The sequence below is a fragment of the Saccharopolyspora pogona genome (assembly GCF_014697215.1).
In the GTDB taxonomy this organism is placed as follows: domain Bacteria; phylum Actinomycetota; class Actinomycetes; order Mycobacteriales; family Pseudonocardiaceae; genus Saccharopolyspora; species Saccharopolyspora hattusasensis.
Window position 1 is genome coordinate 2,779,583 of sequence record NZ_CP031142.1, and the last position, 18,837, is coordinate 2,798,419.

Below are 18,837 nucleotides of genomic sequence, written 5' to 3' on the forward strand. Positions count from 1 at the left end.
TTGGGAATCCAGACCCGACGCACGGGTCTCGGTTTGATCGTCTCCGGGTGCCGCAGGCGATCCACAAGTAGCCAGCGCTGGTCGGGCGGGACGGAGGCGACTCCGTCGATCCCGGCCGTGTGCTTGCCCTGGTTGTCCTGCGTCACCCGGCGCACCGCCAGACAGCGAGCGGCTTCCGATTTCATCAACAAGCGTTGCAAACTACGAACTACCGCCACGTCGCCACGACACGAGGCTCGGAAGATGCGCTTTTGCAGGCGGTACACCGTGGTCTCCAGCTTCCGCCAGGGAACCGATGCCCAGTCTCCGATCGACCGCCCGTCACCGGGCAGGCCGTCGTTTCCGTTTCTTCCCACTACTCACACCCCTTTCCTTCCACATGACCGTGCCCGCGTCGGCCTATCGTGGGCGTTACCCCACGCGTTCGCTTCTCGGGCAATCCCTCCCCATACCGGCATGCGGCCTGGTCGCCTACTCACCAAACCCGATGAGAGCCTGCACGGGGTTACTCCGTTCCGAGTCGTCCGTTTGACGCTGCCCGTAGGTCCGCACTGTCTGCCGGGCCACCATGGCGGATGCACGGGCGGACACCGATGGACCTATCCGCCCCGATGGACCATGCCCTTGCGGGCCAGACCCGCTACCTCGCGTGGGTCTGATGCTGCTAACGACAGTTCGGGCGTGCGTTCGTCTCCTGACCATAGGCAGCCTGCTAGAGGCGTCCCGGACGTCGAGGTCGCCGGTTATCCCCGTCACATCCCTACTTCCACAGCCTTGATAACCAGTCGCAGCCATGGGGACGTCGCTTTCCTCCATGCATCATGAGGGGCCGGGATCACACCGACCATCGGACAATTCAGTTGTAACCAGGGCACCCGCCCTGGCCCCTTCCATCCCCCGCCAACAGCGGTTTCGGAAGAACGGATCACAGCCAGCGATGCAACTTGGTCTGCATTCTCCGTACTGCAAAGTATGCCGAATCAGGATCCGGCCACTTCGCGGCGCCGATATTCACCGGCGCGTCTTCGGACATTACTTTCCCTCCTTGCGTGACACGCTGCCGCCCTTCCCCATGTGCACGGGCTTTCCCCGGCTCGGAGTACTACGGCGGCTCCGCCCCACCCACACCTTCGATCGGCGTCAGACCTGGACCGCCCCGGGTTTTGTGGAGACCTGATCATCTGTCTCGTGGGGCTATGCCGCTGTTGGGGGCTGCACGTGTCTGCGTTGCCGGAAGGCTTGCTCGAACTCCATCGGTGGCCTGTCGCCGCACCAGGAGTGCAACCGTTCATGATTATACCAGTAAACCCATTCCGCGGTCGCCAAGGTGACCTCGGCGGCGTCTTTCCATGGGCCGTTCCGGGCGATGAGTTCCTTTTTGTAGAGAGCGTTGACCGACTCTGCCAGCGCATTGTCGTAGGAATCGCCCGTACTGCCAACGGATCGTTCGATCCCGGCGTCGGCGAGCCGTTTCCCGTAACGGATCGAGGTGTATTGAACACCTCGATCGCTGTGATGTACCAATGCTTTACTGAGATGTTCTTTCCGGGACCACAATGCCATATCGAGCGCGTCTAGCGCAAGCTCGGTTCTCAGGTTGTCCGACACCTGCCAGCCCACGATCGCGCGGGAAAACGCATCCGTCACGAAAGCGGTATAGCAGAAATCACCATCGAGAATGTCCACATAGGTCACATCGGTGACCCACAGCTGGTTCGGCGCCGGCGCCCTGAAATCTCGTTCCACCAGGTCACGCGGCCTGGTGTCCGCATTGCCGGGGATCGTCGTCCGCGGCCGGTGCCGTGTGGCCACGACCCCGGTCATGCCTTCGGCGCGCATCAGTCTCTCAACCGTGCACCGCGCCACCTTCACTCCCTCGCGTAAGAGCTGTTTCCACACTTTCCGGGCCCCGTACATCCCTTTGCCCTGCTGTTCCCAGACCGCCCGGATCTCCGGGATCAGTTCCTCATCCCGCGACCGGCGATCCGACGGCTGCCCCTGACGTTTCTTCGTCGCGTAATACGTCGACACCGCAAATCCGATCACCTCGCACACCGGGGCGACACCGAATTCGCTACGGTAGGTATCGACGAACCCAGCTATCTCGGCGGTCGAGGGTCCAGTTCCCGTGCGAAAAAAGCAGAAGCCGCTTTCAGGATCTCGTTCGCCCGGCGAAGCTCGCGGTTCTCCCGCTCCAATTCCGCGATCCGCACGTCAGCCTCCGATACCGAGCCCGCCGCCCGCTCGCCCGAGGGCCGCCGCCCCTGATCGTCCTGACGTAACCAGTACCGCAACGCCTCCGGATTGACCCCCAACTGCTGGGCCACCCGCGCGATCGCCCCACGCCCCGGACCCAGCTCCCGCTCCAGATCACGCACCATCCCCACCGCGCGTTCCTTCAACTCCACCGGGTACTTCCTCGCCGCTGCCATGCCGTTCATCCTCTCCAGAACCAACGGCCTCCAACGAACCCGGGGTGGTCCAACCTATCCATGCTTCCTATCTCTGGCCGAGACGGAAGGTGGAACGGCTGTGGATGGTTCCCACGTTCACTGTCTTCCGGTCAACGGGTTAGGCACCCGGCTGTACCCCTGCGGCTTCGTCCCATCTACGCCGTAGACACTTCGATGGGACCTCCGGACCCGGACAACAAAGACCCTGCCCGGAGTTCCCCGTTCTTCTGTCATGACGAACGGGTGCGCACCGCGAACCAGCCCGTATCCACCGGATTTGAGCTGGCGGAACCTCAAGAGGCGTAACAACACCGGTTCCTTTCGTATACCTTCCCGTTTTGCTCACCGCGCCCGGCTCGTCCGGTAGTGCCGAACCGGCGCGACTTTGCCGAGGCTGCTCCCACCCTCCCCGGTGACCCCCGGATCCAGGGGAACGTCAAAGTTTGTGATCTTGGTGTGAAGTCCTGAGTGCGTGGTGACGCGTGGTGTGTCTGGATGTGGGTGGTGGCCTTCTGCCTGCGATGATGCGGGTTACCACACCTTGATCATCGTCCTAACAGGAGGCCACCGGTGTCAGTGTCGCATGTCCAGGATTCGTGCTCGCCGATTGCTGGCGGGTTCGGTGCGTCCGTGGAGATCGGCATGGACGTCGGTGTTGCCGCGGTGGGCGGGTTGGTCGAGATGCTGAGTCGGGTGCCTGACCCGCGCAAGCCGCGCGGGGTTCGTCACCGGGTTGGTTCAGTGCTGGCGGTAACGGTGTTCGCAGCGCTGGCCGGGGCCGGTAACTTCCGGGAAGCGGGGGATCGTGCCGCGGACCTGCCGCAGGAGTTGTTGGTGTTGGCCGGCTGCCGTCGGCACCTGTTGACCGGGCGTTATGTCGCGCCCAGCGAATCGACGATTCGTCGGGTGGCGCACGATATCGATGCTGACGCCGCCGATGAGCAGGTGTGCCGGTGGCTGCGGGAGCAAGCTGCGGCTGCGGCCCTGGCCCGTGGCGTCGATGTGGCCGGGGGTGATGACCACGGACCAGAGGGACTGGTCGGTGTGGCCATGGATGGCAAGACCCTGCGGAACACGGTGGCGCCCGGCGATCCGGAAGGCAGCGAGGTGAAGCTGTTCTCGGCGATGCTGCACCGAGAAGCCGTCGTCATTGCTCAGTTGCGGGTTCCTGAGGGCACCAACGAGATCACCCAGGTGGCCGCGCTGCTCAAGGACATCGATCTGACCGGTGTGGTCGTCACCGGGGACGCCGCGCACGCCCAGCACACCACCGCCGCGTACCTGACCCAGGACCGGGGCGGCCACTACGCACTCACGGTGAAAGGCAACCAGCCCACCCTGCTCACCCAGATCGCCTCAGTGCTCCCGCCGGCCGCGCCGGGCACCGCGCATCACGCCGAAACCGACCGCAGCACAGGCAAGATCGTGCGCCGCCAGATCTGGGTCGCACCGGCCAACGATGTTGACTTTCCCGGTGCCGCACAAGTGTTTCGTATCCGCCGCGACACCTTCGACCACGCGGGTAACCACCTGACCAAGGAGGTCGTGCACGGCATCACCAGCCTGACCGCCGAACAAGCCGGCGCCGACCTGATCGCCCGGTTCGTCCGCCAACATTGGGGCATAGAGAACAAGATTCACTGGGTTCGAGACGTCGTCTACCGCGAAGACCACCAACACGCCTACACCGGAACAGGAGCCCAGGTCATGGCCACCCTCCGCAACCTCGCCCTCGGGCTATTACGCCTGGCCGGAATCACCCAGATCACCCGAACTCTGGAACGTATCGCCGCTGACCGAACCCGAATCATTCCGATCATCGCAGCCGCTACCAGCACAAACCGACTTTGACGATCTCCTGCCCCCGGATCAGGCTGCCTCCAGCTTTACTCCACCGCTACGACGGCGGAGAAATGGGGCTCTTCTGCTGCTTCCGTGGGTGGGTTAGGCGCGTCCGGGGAGGGTGGGTCGGTGGCCGCCGAGGGCGAGCATGGCGAGAGCGATGAGTGCTTGGGGCTGCGGAATCCGAAGGCGATGCGGGTGAGCAGGCGGATTTTGGTGTTGGTGGATTCGATGAGTCCTTGGGAGAGGCCGTGTTCGAGGGCGGCGTCGATGGGGGCGCGGTGTTTGGTGATCTTCTTGGCGAGCTCGACGAAGACGGGGATCTGGCAGCGCCGTGCCCAGGAGGTCCAGCGGTCCAGGGCTTGTTTGCCTTGCTCGCCTTTGGCGGTGAAGACGTACCGGAGTCCTTCTTTGAGCAGGTAGGTGGACCACCCCGGGTTCGTTGGAGGCCGTTGGTTCTGGAGAGGATGAACGGCATGGCAGCGGCGAGGAAGTACCCGGTGGAGTTGAAGGAACGCGCGGTGGGGATGGTGCGTGATCTGGAGCGGGAGCTGGGTCCGGGGCGTGGGGCGATCGCGCGGGTGGCCCAGCAGTTGGGGGTCAATCCGGAGGCGTTGCGGTACTGGTTACGTCAGGACGATCAGGGGCGGCGGCCCTCGGGCGAGCGGGCGGCGGGCTCGGTATCGGAGGCTGACGTGCGGATCGCGGAATTGGAGCGGGAGAACCGCGAGCTTCGCCGGGCGAACGAGATCCTGAAAGCGGCTTCTGCTTTTTTCGCACGGGAACTGGACCCTCGACCGCCGAGATAGCTGGGTTCGTCGATACCTACCGTAGCGAATTCGGTGTCGCCCCGGTGTGCGAGGTGATCGGATTTGCGGTGTCGACGTATTACGCGACGAAGAAACGTCAGGGGCAGCCGTCGGATCGCCGGTCGCGGGATGAGGAACTGATCCCGGAGATCCGGGCGGTCTGGGAACAGCAGGGCAAAGGGATGTACGGGGCCCGGAAAGTGTGGAAACAGCTCTTACGCGAGGGAGTGAAGGTGGCGCGGTGCACGGTTGAGAGACTGATGCGCGCCGAAGGCATGACCGGGGTCGTGGCCACACGGCACCGGCCGCGGACGACGATCCCCGGCAATGCGGACACCAGGCCGCGTGACCTGGTGGAACGAGATTTCAGGGCGCCGGCGCCGAACCAGCTGTGGGTCACCGATGTGACCTATGTGGACATTCTCGATGGTGATTTCTGCTATACCGCTTTCGTGACGGATGCGTTTTCCCGCGCGATCGTGGGCTGGCAGGTGTCGGACAACCTGAGAACCGAGCTTGCGCTAGACGCGCTCGATATGGCATTGTGGTCCCGGAAAGAACATCTCAGTAAAGCATTGGTACATCACAGCGATCGAGGTGTTCAATACACCTCGATCCGTTACGGGAAACGGCTCGCCGACGCCGGGATCGAACGATCCGTTGGCAGTACGGGCGATTCCTACGACAATGCGCTGGCAGAGTCGGTCAACGCTCTCTACAAAAAGGAACTCATCGCCCGGAACGGCCCATGGAAAGACGCCGCCGAGGTCACCTTGGCGACCGCGGAATGGGTTTACTGGTATAATCATGAACGGTTGCACTCCTGGTGCGGCGACAGGCCACCGATGGAGTTCGAGCAAGCCTTCCGGCAACGCAGACACGTGCAGCCCCCGACAGCGGCATAGCCCCACGAGACAGATGATCAGGTCTCCACAAAACCCGGGGCGGTCCAAGGCCCGGTACAGGCGGCGGTCGGTGGTGGCGATCCAGGCCAGCTTCGCCTGCTGGTTTTCGGTGAGGTCTTCGGGGTTTTTCCACAGCGCGTAACGGGAGTCTTTGAGCTTCTTGGCTTTCTCGTGCCCGGGACGGGCCGGGGAGTCGGTGGCCGGGCGGCCCCGGCGGCGTGTGCCTTCGGTGCGGGCCAGGGCGCGGGCGTCGTTCCAGGCCCGTCGCCGTTCGGCATCGAGTGCTTCGGTGGCCCAGGCGACCACGTGGAAGGGGTCGGCGCAGCGGATGGCCTTCGGGGCGCGGCGGGCGACGGTGTCGGCGATCCACTGGGCCGCATCGGCGGACACATGCGTGATCTCCGCGGCGCGCCTCTCGCCGAGGGCGTCGAAAAACCGGTTCAGCGTCGCGGAATCGCGCCCCGGCGCGGCCCACACCAGCCGCCCGGTGTCGTGGTCCACCACCACCGTCAGATAGCGGTGATGCTTCTTGTAGGAGATCTCATCGATCCCGATCCGCCGCAACCCACCGAACCGGTCACTCTGGGTTTCGGCGTCGGCCCACACCCGGGCCACGATCGCACCCACGGTGCGCCAGGCGATGCGCATCAGCTCGCATACCGCCGATTTCGAGGAGCGCACCGCCAGCCACGCCACCGTGTCGTCGAAAGCCAAGGTGTGCCCGGCGCCATGACGCGCCCACGGCAGCCGCGCCACGGTGGGCCCGTGCTCCCGGCAGCGCACCCGCGGCGCGGCGGCCTCGAGATGGACCTGGATGGTGCCCAGGTCCAGGGCCCGCCACCGGCGCCGTCCCTCGCCCCGGTCATACCGCCAGGACCAGCGGCCACACCGGCCGCAACGGCCGCGCCCGCCCTTGCGCGGGCGCACGTGCACCATCACCCGTTCCGCGGCCTCGTCGAACTCCACATCCTCGATCACCGTGCGCCTGTCGACGCCCACCAGAGCACGCCATAAACTGGCCTTCGGCACGCCGTTCTCCGTCCCCTCGGTTCCTGACCTTCGACAAGCCAGAAACCTAGACGAAGCAACGGCGTGCCCCGTCTCCGGGCCTAAAACAGCAGCTCACATCACCCACGGATCAGTCACAAGAGCCAGAAATGGACGGTCTTTCACCTCCATCCGGGAATGACAGCGCCTCGTGGCGCACTTCTTGCGGTTCCAGGGTGCTCGGGCGCGGGCGGTGGCCAGGTCTGTGTCGGCGGTGCCGTTGGCGGCGTACCACAGGATGAGGAACGAGCGAAAATGGAAGAAAGACCAAGGCGGCGATCGGTGGATAGGTAAACGGTAACGACGAACAGGTAGTCGAGTTCGCCTTCACGGTCGGTGCCGCGGCCCGGAATCATCAGCAGGTAGAAGCCCACCGGCCGAGACCCGTCGCGCGCCACCCGCACCAGATGGGTCTCCAGGTCGTCGGCGGGGATGCTCACCCCGGCCATCATCGGCTGGTATTCGCCCTGGAAGGCGATACTGGAACGAACCAGCGCGGTCAGCAGTGGGAGGTCCTGCGCGGTGGCGTCGTCGACGATCGTCTTAAACGGACGTTAACTCGCCCGCCAGGATGGGTAACCGGGCGGGAGACGACACGCCCGCGAGTCGTGTGGGGGACAACGCCAGCGGGACCGAGGTGCGTGTACCAAACGACGGCGCGCTTACCTCGGAGGTTTTCGTGTTGATCACAGAACAGCTGATTCCCGCACACCCGGAGCTGCTCAGCGTCGACGAGGCGACGCGGCTCGGTCAGGACACGGTCGCCGAGATCTACCGGCAGTACATCAGCCCAGGCCAGTGGACGGCGTTCGGGCTGCTGGGATTCGACCGGATCGCCATCGACCACGCCGAGAACGTGCACTACGTCGACCGTTCCGGCCGCCGGATTCTCGACTTCTTCGGCGGGTTCGGCGCGATGGCACTCGGGCACAACCATCCGCGTGTGTTAGAGGTCCGCAGGCGCTTCCAGGAACAGCAGCGCCATGAGCTCGGGCTGACCCTGCCGTCGCAGTACGTCGCCGCCCTGTCGCGGAACCTGGCCACACTGGCGCCGGAGGGCCTGGACCGCGTGATGCTCCACTGCACCGGTTCGGAGGCGGTGGAGGCCGCGCTCAAGCTCGCCGAGCGGGCACAGGGCCCACGCCGCGCCAAGGTGGCATACGCGCGCAACTCCTTCCATGGCAAAACGATCGGCGCGTTGTCGGTCACCGACTCGGAGTTCTACCGGGGACGTTTCGAAGTCCTGCCGCACCGCCAGGCCGTTCCCTTCGGCGACGCCGCGGCGCTGGAGGACCTGCTGCGTCGCGACCGCGGCATCGGCGTGCTGATCCTGGAAACCGTGCAGGGCGGCGCCGGAGTCGTGCTGCCGCCACCGGGCTATCTGGAGCAGGTACGACGGTTGTGCGATCGCTACGGGGTGCTGTGGATCGCCGACGAAGTGCAGTGCGGCGTCGGCAGAACAGGCCGGTTCTTCGCCTTCGAGCACGCCGGGGTCACTCCCGACATCGTCACGCTGGCCAAGGCCCTCGGGGGCGGCAAGGCAGCGATCTCGGCCGTGCTCGCAGGCCACGAGATCCACGACCGCGCATACGGCGGTGCTCGCAACGCGCTCGTGCACGGGCCGGCGACCTTCAGCGGCATGGGCGAAGCCTGCTGCACAGCGATCGAAACGCTGCACGTCCTGCACGACGAGAACCTGCTGACCAACGCCGCTGAGCAGGGCAAGCACCTACTCAGCGGGTTGCGCTGGCTGCACCGCCGCCACCCGAAGCTGATCCGCGACGTCCGGGGCAGCGGGCTGATGGCCGCCGTCGAGTTCGCCGACCTCAGCGGCTGCCTGCCGGGCCTGACCGGACGTGTGGCGGGGGTGCTGGACCGGCCGCTGCGGGGCAGCGTAGCCATGCTCGCCGGCAGTCAACTGCTCTCGGATTTCGGCATTCTCGTGGCCTTCACCGATTACAACCGCAACGTCGTACGGCTGGAACCGCCGCTGACCATCCGCCCGCAGCACGTCGACATGCTGGTGGAAGGCTTCGACGACCTGCTGGCACAGGGCCTGAAGGGCCTGGCCGCCGGATATCTCCGCCGCCGCTACCGGTCGCAGATCAACGAGCCGCTGACCGCCTGCTCCCGCGCCAACATCCCGTAGTGGCACTCGGCGTTGAGACGTCTGCGACCGAACTCTCAGGCCGACGTTGCCATTCCGAAGATGTGGAGATAGCCCGTGGTCGGCTTGGGCAGCTGGACCATTTGGATGGTCTTGCTCGGGTCGATGGCAGCCGATGCCGAGAAGACGTACGTGTTGACGCTTTGCGGGCCTGATGCCTTGTTGCGGTAGGGCAGCTTCGCCACGACGCTGTTGGTCGGCAGCGCGGTACTCCTGCCGCCGTTCAGTGTCCAGTCGCTGAAGGCCAGCGTGAACGTCTGCGTCGTGCCGTCGGTGTAAGTGACCGTGCCCGTGCCGGTCAAGGGCCCGAAAACGCCGGAACCCAGGAATGCCAGCTTCGAACCGTGACCGGAGAACTCGATCTCCTGCCCGGTGGAGTCGACGTTGTCTGCGACACCGGCCGGCACGTTCGGCCAGGTGAATGTGGTCCCCTCTGCTGTGACGGTGGCTCCCGGGCTCAGGTGCTGCGCCGCGAGCGCCTGCGCGGAGTAGCTGTAGCCGCTGACGTCGAAGCCTCCTGCGGACGCGTTCTTATCGTCGCTGATACCAGGGTTGTTGAACGCCGCCGCAAGCGAGGCATACGGAACGTCGACCGAGCCGGTGCCCGTGTCGCTGCTCTTCGCCTTCTTGTAGGTGCCCTGCGCGGACAGGGTGTAGGGACCAGGCTTTGCGTCCGCAGGGACGGTGACGGACCAGGTGGTCTTCACCGATTGGCCGGGCTTGACCGTGGTGAACGTGGTGGGCGAGGTGGCTTCAGCCGTCCAGCCGCTGGGCACGGTGAGGCTGACCGATGCGTCCGAAATCGCTTCCGGGCTGCTGTCGTCGGTGTAGGTGGTCGTCATGGTGGCGACGGAGCCAGGCTTGACGACCGAGGGCGTGTCGACCGTAAGGGAGTGGTACGCGTTGTAACCGGGTACCACCCACTTCTGGTCGAGATTGCCATCGCAGTTCCGGAGTTCCGCCGGGGTTCCGTTGGCGATGTCCGGGCCGGGGACGGTCAGGCAGCGGCCGGATGCTGGGTTGAGCAGGGAACCGTCGGCTACGGGCCGCCAGCTCTGCGCCGGAGTGCCGTCGCAGTCGGCGAGTTCGGTCCCGGCCCCATCCGCGGTGGTGGCCAGGCACTTGCCGGACTGGCGGACCGTGCCGTCCGCGTGCCTGATCCACTGCTGGTCGGCGGCGGCTTCACAGTGCCACAGGCCGAGCGCGCCCCCATTCGCCGGATTCGCCTGATGGTTCTCCAGGCATCGCCCGGCCATGCCGCGCAGAGGCTCCGTCTTCGACATGTCCCACGGGTCTGTGATCGTGGAGACGTCTGCGTCTGCGGTGTGGTTGATGTGCGGCAGGCCGTACATGTCCAAGATCGTGCGCAGCACGTTGTAGTGGTTGATCTTCTGGTCGTACTCGCCGGCCCTGGCCATCGGCCCGGCGAAGATCGTCGAGATCCGGTTGACCGGGGTGAAGTCGTCCTCGTCCCAGGTCAGCACGAAAAGGCTGTTGTGCGTCTTGGCCCAGGTGATGTACGAGTCGAACTTGGCTTTGACCCAGGCGTCGCCCTGCGCGAGGGTTCCGTCGTGCATGCTCTGGTCGCCGTTGCCCACGACGAGGGAGACGGTGGGAAGGGCTGCGAAACCGGCTGGCGTGGCCGGGAAATCCGCCAGCCTTTTGTCCATCGGGTTCAGGTTGTCAGCGGTGCCCGGCGTGGTCTTGTAGCGGAGCCATTGCGTGGGCAGACCCTGGTCTGCGTAGTCGGCGAAGCTGTACCCGTGGGTGGTCAGCTGATTGGGGAGGTTGTCGGTGTCGACGGAACTCGGCGCGGGCCAGGTGTTGTCCTTCACGACGTCCGATGCCGACAGCAGCGCGTAGTAGTTGGGCAGGCTCGGGTGCGTGACACCGTACGAATTAGTGAACGACGCGCCTTGGGCGGCGAGAGATTTGATGTACGGGATTTGGTCTTGAGGGCTGGTGGATGAATTTCCGAGGATCTGGTCGTAGCCCTTGTTCTCCATCATCACGACGACCACATGGTCTGGCCGGGGAACCGCGGTGTCCCCTGCGACGACCGAGGGCCTGGTATCCGAAGACCCGGCATCCGAAGATGCCGCGGCTGAGGAAACCGTACCCGCGAACGCGACGCATGCCAGCAGCACCGAGACCATCAGGACTCGGATGTTAAGACGCGGTATCTGCATCCTGACGATTCCTTACTATTTGTACTCAGAGTTTTCGAAATGCCGCAAGATCGCCTTTTGCCGATCGCGGACAACCGGGGACAGCACACGGCCGACACCACAGTGACGACCGCCTCGAAATACAAACCTCCATAGTGCTTCCGTTGCACTTTCGCGCCTATCCATGACCGCAGAAATTTTAAGCACGCTCCCTTTCTGATTCGGGATCGATCGGTGAATTTCTCTTGAACATGACCAGACAGACGTGGACCATCCGATAATTTATGCACGGATAACTACGCAAAAGACGCGAAAGACCAGGCCGCCCGCCAGTGGGCTGACCAGAACCCCCAGGTGATCTCCACCTTCGCTACTCCCTACTAGCACCTCCTGAGTCGACGATGACCGTGATGTCCCCGAGGACGATCCGTTCCACGAGCGCGGAAGTCCAACGTGCTAGACCGACCGCAGCAGACTGCCTTCCACCGTGCTCCAGGTCGCAGGTATCGGCGTGAGCCGCAGTGACCTGCCGGATCGAACCGGCCAGCGCATCCCGCAAGTCCTTCCCCGACACGATCAGCCGACCCTCCAGTCCACGGCGAACACCACGACGACCACCAGCACCCAGACGGATCAAATCCGCAGCGAGATAGTCCCGCTGCGTCGTGTTGGGGCAGCCGGCATCTGGCGAGTGCAGCGGCGACGGGGCAATCCAGAACAGCGGACTTCATGTGGCGTTCGTGTCCGCGATTTGCCGTGTAGAAGCGTGATCCCCGTGACCGCCACCGATGAGTTCTGCGCACTTGTTGGGTCTACCCGGACAACCAAGCCTGGAGGAGTGAGCATGAGCAAGGTGATCGCCGACATCTCAATGTCGCTGGACGGATACGTCACCGCACGCGGCGTGGACCAAGAGCACGGCCTCGGCATCGGCGGCGAGGCGATCCACGCGTGGGTGCTCGAGGAGCCCCGCTCCCCCGTCGACGAAGCGGTGCTGGCGCACAGCTTCGAGAAGACCGGCGCCGTGGTGATGGGGCGGCGGCTGTACGACATCGTGGACGGCCCGAACGGCTGGAACGACGACGTCGGGTACGGAAACGACCAGAACCAGTCGGCCGCACCGCCGTGCTACGTCGTAACCCACGAACCGCCCGCCCAGGTGCGGCTCGCTTCCAGGTTCCGGTTCGTGACCGAGGGAGTAGCGGCCGCCATCGACCAGGCCCGGGCGACTGCGGGAGACAAGGACGTCGTCGTCATGGGCGGCGCGAACGTCATCGACCAGAGCCTGGCGGCGAGGATGGTCGACGAGCTCCGAATCCACCTGTCACCACTGGTGCTCGGCGACGGCACACGGCTGTTCGACCTCGTCGGCCCGACGACGCTGGTCCAGCGGGAGGTCACCGAGTCACCGCGGGCGACGCACCTCACCTACGAGGTCATCAGGGACTAAGAGGCCGTAGATCCTGATCAGTTAGCCGGTCGGAGACACCTGCTGTCGTGAGTGCCTCGTCGAGGCGGTCGATCTGCTCCTGGGGCAGCTGTCGTTGGCCGACTTTCAACATGCAGCCGACAAACCACGTGAACGGCCGGAGTCGAACAGATTTTCCGAGGTGAAGGGCACCTTGACCAAGTCGGCCAAGGTGCCCTTCCCGCGCCACCTGATCTCGTGATCAAGACCGCCAAGGGCGGTGGGAGCAGTCCCGCTGCCCCTTGGCGTTCAGTGTGCGAACTCAGGGCTGTTCCGCCGGCTCCTCGGCAGCGTCGTAGCTGAGGTGCACGTCGTGCGTTGCGGCCTCGCCGAGCAGGTTGACCCGGCTCGACACCGGCGGATACCCGCTCGCCACCACCGTGTAGTCACCCACCGGAAGGTCGCTGATCAGGTAGCGGCCCTCGATGTCGGTTCTGGCCACCGCCGCTGTTTTGCCATCGGCGTCGATCACGGTGATCAGCGCGTCCGGCACGATACGGCCGTCGTTGCGCGCCGTGCCGCGCAGCGGCACCGCACCGACCAATTCGATGTCGCGGTGCAGCAGTCCGCTATCCGGCACGGTCAGGGTCACCGCGATCGGGCGGTAGCGATCCCCGCTGGCCACCAGCGTGTAGTTGCCCGCTCCCACGCCGCGGAACGAATACGCGCCGTCTTCCTTGGTGAGGAATGCGCCGTTCACTTCGCCGCGCTCATCGGTCAGCGTCGCGGTGATGCCTTCCAGCGGAGTGCCACGACCGGACGACCGGACGACGCCGGCCAGTTCGCCGGAGCCGGTCAGCGTGATGTCCAACGTCGTCGAAGCCTCCGTGACAACCACGCTGGACGCCTCGGGCTGGCAACCGGTCGCGGAAACGATCAGCACGTGGCTCCCCGCACCGGGGACGGCGACCGTGTAGCTGCCGTCGGCGGAGCCGACAGCCCTGGCCACCTGCCTCCCGTCCTGGTCGATCAGGGTCAGAACCGCGCCTTCAACGGAGGTCCCGTCCTGGCGACGCACATGCCCGCTGATCGACCGAGTCGCCTCCAGGTCGCCCGACATCGCGGCAGCGAACCGGGGTCGGTACTCGCCGTGCCCGTTCGACAGGGCGTGCTTGCCCGCATCCACCAATTCGTTGTCCGATGTGGACTCTGGCTCGGTCCAAACCGGCTTGGTCGGCTCCTTGTCGAGCAGCGCTTCGCCGCCCTCCACCGCCGACGCAGCAGGCGCCGGGCCACCGGCGAGCGGGATCTCCTTCATGAACAACAGGACGAGGCAAGCCAACAGCGCGACCCCGGCCGCGACGTAGAACACCGTGGTGATCGACTCGGTGAAGCCGATCAGCACCGGAATCCGCAGCTGGTCGGGCAGTTGTGCGATCACACCCGTGTTGGACTGCAGGGTGCCCAGTTGTCCGCTCGCGGCAGCCGGCAGGTTACCGCCGAAGGCCTTCTCGATGTTTCGCGGGAGCACGTTGAACAAGACGGTCAGGAACACCGCGACACCGATCGTCCCGCCCATCTGCCGGAAGAACGTCGCCGCCGCGGTGGAAACACCCATGTCCCTGCGCGGCCCCGCGTTCTGCACCGCGATGATCAGCGTCTGCATGCAGTTTCCGAGGCCGAACCCGATGATTCCCGCGGCCACCAACGGCAACCACAGCGGGCTGTCGTACTCGACCTGGGCGAACACCACCGCGCCGACCGCGACCAGGAACGTGCCGATCACCGGCAAGAACTTGTACCGGCCGGTGCGCGAGGTGACCTGCCCCGAAATGACCGACGCGGACATGATGCCCGCCATCAGCGGAAGCGTCAGCAGCCCCGACTCGGTGGGCGTGTAGCCCTGCACCACCTGCAGGTACTGCGGAATCATCGTGATCGCACCGAACATCGCGACGCCGACGATGACCCCGCCGAGGATCGCCACGGTGAACGTGGAGTTCTTGAACAGGCGCAGCGGGATCAGCGCCGCGTCCTTCATCACGTACTCGATGAACAGGAACAGCACCAAGCCGACCGAGGCGATCGCGTAGCAGATGATGGCGTCGGTCGAGCTCCATCCCCACTTGTTGCCCTGCTCGGCGATCAGCAGCAGCGGCAGCACGGTGGCCGCCAGGGCCAGACCGCCCCACCAGTCGATTCGGTGGTTGTGGCGCTGGTGCGGCACGTTGAGGACCTTGGCGACGACCAACAGCGCGATGACGCCGATCGGCACGTTCACCAGGAACACCCACCGCCAGCCGTCGAGGCCGGCCAGCGCGTCGATTCCAGCGAACAGCCCGCCCAGCACCGGGCCGAGCACCGTCGAAACGCCGAACACGGCGAGAAAGAAGCCCTGGTACTTCGCGCGCTGACGCGGCGGCACGATGTCGCCGAGGATGGTCATCGCCAACGACATCAAGCCGCCGGCACCGAGCCCCTGAATGGCGCGGAACGCGGCGAGTTCGTACATCGACTGAGCGATCGTCGACGCCGCGGATCCGATCACGAACACCGAGATCGCGATCAGGTAGAGCGGCTTCCTGCCGTAGATGTCGGAAAGCTTGCCGTAGATCGGCGTCGCGATCGTGGAGGTGATCAGGTAGGCGGTGGTGATCCACGCCTGCAGGTCGAAACCGTTGAGGTCGTTGGCGATGCGGACGATCGAAGTGCCGACGATCGTCTGGTCCAGCGCCGCCAGGAACATCCCCGACATCAAGCCGATCAGGATGGTGACGATCTGGCGGTGGGTCAGGTTCGGCCCTTCTTCGGCCGTTTCTAATCCCCCTGGACTCTTTGTTGCCGTTGTCATTCGTGGCCCCCCTTGGCCTGTGGCGCACACGTCGGCTCGGCGAGGCTCGGAGTGCGTGCTTCGATATCGGTGTTGAGTCGAGCGAAAAGGCTGGTCAGCGCCTGGCGGTCGGCCTGCGACCAGTCGGCCAGCACCTCTGCCAACCACCTGGCGCGCTGGTCGTGCGCTTCCCGGAAGATCCGTTGCCCCTCGGCCGTCGGCGCCAGCAGGCTGGCGCGGCCGTCATCGGGGTCGGCCTGGCGCTCCACCAGGCCGTGTTGGACGAGCGCGTTGCTCTGCCGGCTGATCGTGGAGATCTCGGAGTGCAGCGCTTCGGCGAGCCGGCCGGTGCGCTGCGGCCCGTCCTGGATGAGGCGGAACAGGATCGCGTACGCGGACTGCTCGATCCCGTCCGGTCCCTTCTTCGTGAATTGGGATTTGGCGCGGTGGACCAGCCGGACCAGGCGGGTGAGCTGGGCACCAAGCTCCTCTGCGGTGTCGAACTCAGCGTTGGTGTGGTGATCCATTGGTCGGTCTTTCGGTTCGAATGTCGCTTTTGTAGCGGTTTGCTTGCTGTCTACAACAAGTTGCCGACTACAAGCATGCATTCGAAGGGCCCTGCCGCACCACTCAATTAGAGGATGTGTGGCCGAGCGCACCTTAGTTGCCCAGCGCAACTTTACAAAGAGAGCGTCACCCTTGTCGTCGTCCGGCACCACCTGGGCGTTAACACCCAAAATCAGCTCGTAGGGCGGCGCGAAACTCCTCGCGCACGGGCCCGGTGAGGATCCGTCGAAAGCCCTGTGCTGCCCATCCCGGCACGATCACCACAGCAGACCCGCTGATCACGCCGACAGGCCGGTCAGTGTTCACGATGTCCTGAAAAATCAACTGTTCACGATGTCCTGAACTCCGGATTCTGCAACGGAAGGCCGGCTGTCCGGCACAGCCCGAACGGTCGGTGCGGCGGCGACTGCTTTTTCATCCGGTCTCCGCGTGCGGAGCCACGCCGCAGTTTGCGCCACCCCGTCGTGCACGCTGATCTGCGCTTCCCAACCGAGGAGCCGGCGCGCCTTCTCGACCGAGGGCCAGCGCCGCTGGACGTCCACCTCGAATGATGGCACGCGCTCGAGGGCAAAGCGCTCCGGATCATTGCCCGCTGCAATCCAGCAGATGCGGGCGATCTCGGATACGGTCAGTTCTTCCGAGGCGGAGATGTTGAAGTCCTCGTTGAGTCCTGCCGGCGATTCGAGCGCCGTCACGATCCCGTCGGCGATGTCGTCCACGTGCGTCAGGGTACGAGTCTGCCGGCCGGACCCGAAGATCTCCATCGGTGCATCACCCGACATCGCCTTGCGCAGCAGATCCGGGACCGCGTGCGCGATGCCCGGTTCGTTCTCCGGCATCTCGCCTGGGCCGTAGGCGTTGAACGGGCGGCAGATCGTGTAGGGCAGACCGTGCTCGGCGTGCGCGGCCCGACAGTAGACCTCGCCGGTCAGCTTTGAGTAGCCGTAGGCCGACCGCGGGACGGGGCAGTCCGGCAGGTAGTCCTCGGGAGTGGGAAACACCTTGGCCCGTTCGAAGACCATGGAAGAGGACACGTAGACGAACCGGTCCACCGAGACGTCCAGAGCCGCCCGCATGATGCTGTTGTAGAGCCCGTTGTTCACCTCGGTCAGGGTGTGCGGAAGCTTGTGGAAGTTGGCGATGCCACCCACGATCGCTGCGAGGTGGATCACCGACGAACAGGAGGCCAGCGCGGAGTGGGCTTCCGCGAGGTCGCGCAGATCGCCGGTGTGAACCTCGCAGGTGTCATGCATCCATCGTGGAGCTGGCCGCTGGTCACTCACCCTGACCGTGTGGTCTCCATCCCGCAGCAGCCGTCGCACCACCGCGGTGCCGATCGTGCCCGCACCGCCGGTCACCAGGATCCGGGTCACAGCATCTCCTTTCTCGAGGCGGCCTGGTCCGGGCCGGCGAAGACCTGGGCGATTCCGAAGGTATTCCACGGGTCGACGACCACGCAGTCCGGCTTGGCCAGCTTGAAGATCACCTTGAGTGGCTCCAGGCCGTCGAACGCCGAGTGGTTCGCGGCCACCACAACCGCGTCGGCGTCTCTGACGGCCTCCTCGAAGCCCAGGGTGGGTGTGGCGACGAATGGGTCGTGAACAGCCACTTCGGCGAGCTCGCGCTCCAGCAACCTGATCAGCTTGTGCGCTAGAGAATCGCGTTCGTCGTCGGTGTCGCGCTTGAATGCGAGTCCGAGCACCCCGATCTTATGTCCGGTGAGGGGACCGATCCGACGCTTGATGCCCTCCACGAGGAAGTGCGGGACGGACTCGTTGACCCGGGACACTGCCAGCAGCATCCCGGGGGCATTGGAGCGCTCCTCGGAGAACGCGAAGTCCTTGCGCAGGCAGGTGCCCGCAGTGAAACCGGGACGTGCGATCCCGCCGCGCGGGTAGTCCCGGTTGATCAGCTCGATGACGTCAAAGACATTCGCGTCGTAGCGCTCGCAGTCCATCATCAGCAGGTTCGGCAGCGCGAAGTCGGCATAGCGGACAATGTTCGCCCAGATCTTGGCCAGCTCCGCCTGGGCCGGGCTGGTCGGAACAATGCGGCCGCCGAAGCAGCTGAACAGGTCGACAGCGCGCTGAGTCGATGCGGATTCCAGGCCACCTACGATGATCGGGAGCGTCTCGATCTCCTCGAAGAACCTGCCGGTCGCAATCCGCTCCGGAACGTGTGCAACAAAAACATCGCGACCCGGTACGAGCCCCCGCTTCTGCTGCAGGTAACCGGCCACGAACTCGGTGGTACCCGGAGCGACGGTGGAACGGAGAATCAGGCTGCGCCCCCTGATGACCGGCAGCAGTTCGTCGATCACCGCACGGATGTCGCGAATGTCGATCTCGAGGTGGGTGAAGGAGGGCGTGCCGATGGTGATGACCACACTCGCCGCACGCGCGGCGTCCGGCGCTGCGCAGGAGAACTCCAACAGCCCTGCTCCCAGCGCGGCGTCCAGGGCCTCCTGTGCCCCGGGTTCGTCGAAGGGCATGGTGCCGGCTCGCAGAGCGTCCAGCCGCGCCGGGTCGCGCTCGATGGCGATCACCCGGAGCCCGTGCCCCGCGAATGCCAATGCGAGGGGCAGGCCCACCCGCCCAAGGCCGATAACCGAGACATCGGCGTCCATTTTACCGCCAGACAT

General features: G+C 65.2%; 11 protein-coding genes and 3 pseudogenes. 4 read left to right on the forward strand and 10 right to left on the reverse strand.

The features are described 5' to 3' along the window. Positions 1-65: 65 nt before the first annotated feature. Positions 66-356 (reverse strand): annotated as a pseudogene (locus tag DL519_RS49920) (reverse transcriptase N-terminal domain-containing protein); the annotation flags it as partial. A gap of 838 nt (positions 357-1,194) precedes the next feature. Next, positions 1,195-2,432, reverse strand: a protein-coding gene (locus DL519_RS12780) for an IS3 family transposase (RefSeq protein ID WP_190823860.1) whose coding sequence is annotated in 2 segments (ribosomal slippage) — positions 1,195-2,135 and positions 2,135-2,432 — 1,239 coding nt in all. Because the reading frame shifts where the segments join, the coding sequence is not laid out codon by codon here. A gap of 591 nt (positions 2,433-3,023) precedes the next feature. On the opposite strand from DL519_RS12780, the gene DL519_RS12785 reads away from it, so the two are divergent. Beyond that, on the forward strand, positions 3,024-4,304 hold the full coding sequence (locus tag DL519_RS12785) for an ISAs1 family transposase (protein ID WP_190812573.1): 1,281 nt from the start codon (positions 3,024-3,026) through the stop codon (positions 4,302-4,304). Positions 4,305-4,397: 93 nt separating this feature from the next. Here the strand turns inward: DL519_RS12785 and DL519_RS12790 are convergent. Then, positions 4,398-4,717, reverse strand: a pseudogene (locus DL519_RS12790) (transposase); the annotation flags it as partial. 54 nt (positions 4,718-4,771) lie between these two features. Here DL519_RS12790 and DL519_RS12795 point away from each other — a divergent pair. Then, positions 4,772-6,009 (forward strand): IS3 family transposase gene (locus DL519_RS12795; protein WP_190823860.1). Its coding sequence is split into 2 segments (ribosomal slippage): positions 4,772-5,069 and positions 5,069-6,009, totalling 1,239 coding nucleotides; the frame shifts between segments, so codons are not numbered across the junction. A gap of 48 nt (positions 6,010-6,057) precedes the next feature. Here DL519_RS12795 and DL519_RS12800 read toward each other — a convergent pair. Together DL519_RS12800 and DL519_RS12805 are read right to left on the reverse strand one after the other, a co-directional pair. After that, positions 6,058-7,038, reverse strand: a pseudogene (locus DL519_RS12800) (transposase); the annotation flags it as partial. A gap of 140 nt (positions 7,039-7,178) precedes the next feature. Continuing rightward, positions 7,179-7,496 (reverse strand): hypothetical protein, encoded by a 318-nt coding sequence (locus tag DL519_RS12805; protein ID WP_190814933.1) that lies wholly within the window; start codon positions 7,494-7,496, stop codon positions 7,179-7,181. Positions 7,497-7,735: 239 nt separating this feature from the next. Between DL519_RS12805 and DL519_RS12810 the strand changes: the two genes are divergently transcribed. Then, positions 7,736-9,205 carry an aspartate aminotransferase family protein gene (locus DL519_RS12810; protein WP_223838886.1) on the forward strand — a complete coding sequence of 490 codons (1,470 nt, stop codon included), beginning with the start codon at positions 7,736-7,738 and terminating at the stop codon, positions 9,203-9,205. Between the two features lie 35 nt (positions 9,206-9,240). On the opposite strand, the gene DL519_RS12815 is transcribed toward DL519_RS12810, so the two are convergent. Continuing rightward, complete coding sequence (locus DL519_RS12815) at positions 9,241-11,412, reverse strand: alkaline phosphatase family protein (protein WP_190814937.1); 2,172 nt, start codon at positions 11,410-11,412, stop codon at positions 9,241-9,243. A gap of 823 nt (positions 11,413-12,235) precedes the next feature. Between DL519_RS12815 and DL519_RS12820 the strand changes: the two genes are divergently transcribed. After that, positions 12,236-12,841, forward strand: coding sequence for a dihydrofolate reductase family protein (locus tag DL519_RS12820; RefSeq protein ID WP_190814939.1), 606 nt, complete (start codon positions 12,236-12,238; stop codon positions 12,839-12,841). 280 nt (positions 12,842-13,121) lie between these two features. On the opposite strand, the gene DL519_RS12825 is transcribed toward DL519_RS12820, so the two are convergent. The 4 genes from DL519_RS12825 to DL519_RS12840 form a co-directional block, all read right to left on the reverse strand. Continuing rightward, a complete protein-coding gene (locus DL519_RS12825) occupies positions 13,122-15,650 on the reverse strand; it encodes an MFS transporter (protein ID WP_190814941.1) in 2,529 nt (842 codons plus the stop codon). Further along, on the reverse strand, positions 15,647-16,156 hold the full coding sequence (locus DL519_RS12830; RefSeq protein WP_190814942.1) for a MarR family winged helix-turn-helix transcriptional regulator: 510 nt from the start codon (positions 16,154-16,156) through the stop codon (positions 15,647-15,649). The genes DL519_RS12825 and DL519_RS12830 overlap by 4 nt, the downstream gene beginning before the upstream one ends. Positions 16,157-16,516: 360 nt before the next feature. Beyond that, on the reverse strand, positions 16,517-17,569 hold the full coding sequence (locus DL519_RS12835) for an NAD-dependent epimerase/dehydratase family protein (RefSeq protein ID WP_190814944.1): 1,053 nt from the start codon (positions 17,567-17,569) through the stop codon (positions 16,517-16,519). Then, positions 17,566-18,837: a nucleotide sugar dehydrogenase gene (locus DL519_RS12840; protein WP_223838888.1), complete on the reverse strand. Its 1,272-nt coding sequence runs from the start codon at positions 18,835-18,837 to the stop codon at positions 17,566-17,568. Before DL519_RS12840 ends, DL519_RS12835 begins: the two co-directional genes overlap by 4 nt.